A 1,149-nucleotide genomic window follows, 5' to 3' on the forward strand; every position below is an offset into this window, starting at 1 on the left:
AATCCATGCCAGAATCCATCATTTCCCCACTCGGTCTTTCCGCCACGGCCCTCCTGATCTACTTCATTTTTATCAACCTACGGCATGGATCCAAGGCGACCAAACCAGAGATCAGGGTCAATCAGGTCATTGGTGCACTGCCTTTGGTCATCGCGGTTTTTTTTGCGCTTTTACAAGCCTGGTACCTGATTTTGATTCAAATGCTCATCGCGTACCTGTTGATCTTTACCAGCTTAGGCCACGACATTATGGCCCTTTTGCTCAACAACCCAACCTGGTACGTTGCCTGGCTAAGTGGCGTGATGTTGCTCATTTTCGCCTTGACCATCTGGCTGATTCCCTGGCACTTGCTGGATGTAGGAACGTATCGGGACTTGCGGCGCAAGCGGGCTTACCTGGTGGTATTGCGTTTTTTGGGTCTTTTCACCTTTGTGGTATTCTTGCTGAGCATTTATGCGATCGATCAGGACTGGGAAAATTTTCCCCATGGTTTGTTCTGGGGAGTGCTGACCCTAACCTTTTTGGTGTATTGGGTGCTGGAAATAACCATAGGCGAATGCTACATCGCACAGACCTTGTACTGGGTGATGTGTCTTGCTGTAGTGGTGTATGTTGAAATTTCAGTTCCGCAGCTGCACTATGGGTGGTTCAAGTGGATCACCATATTTTGGGCCATGTTTTATTGGACCATTACGGGCCCTGCTCCTGGATTCCGCAAAAAAAAGGAAAACGAACAAGCTCCGCTCGATGTAGCACTCCGTGAAAAGAAAGGAACAGTGTTGGGCTTCTTTTTGGGTTGGATCAAAGAATTTCAATCCATGCAGACCTGGCTAGGGCTGAGCATTGGCCAAATTGCGGTGGAGTTGGATGCCAAAATCAATCTCCAAAGCACGATACAAGCGGAAGCCAAAGACTTAGCAAAAAATCCAAAGGAACGCTTGAACGCCTACCGGTTTTATGGCAACCGTTTTTCTTATCGGGTTTTGTTCATCATTACCCTGGCACTGGCATTATTGGGCATTTATTTGCCCAATCTGGAACCCATTTCACCCATTGTTTTTGTGTATACCGGCATGGGCTTTTTGTTGATCCTGGTCGATTACATGTTCTATACCGGTAAGCGAGTAGTTGCTTTTGCCACCAATCCGC

The 1,149-nt window shown here is 47.4% G+C and carries 1 protein-coding gene; it reads left to right on the forward strand.

Features of this window, described 5'->3' with window-relative positions; genetic code table 11:
- Positions 1 to 1,149: hypothetical protein (locus ABW391_RS29525; protein ID WP_353485492.1), on the forward strand; the 1,149-nt coding region annotated here is incomplete at both ends.

Source organism: Haliscomenobacter sp., assembly GCF_040403615.1.
In the GTDB taxonomy this organism is placed as follows: Bacteria; Bacteroidota; Bacteroidia; order Chitinophagales; family Saprospiraceae; genus Haliscomenobacter.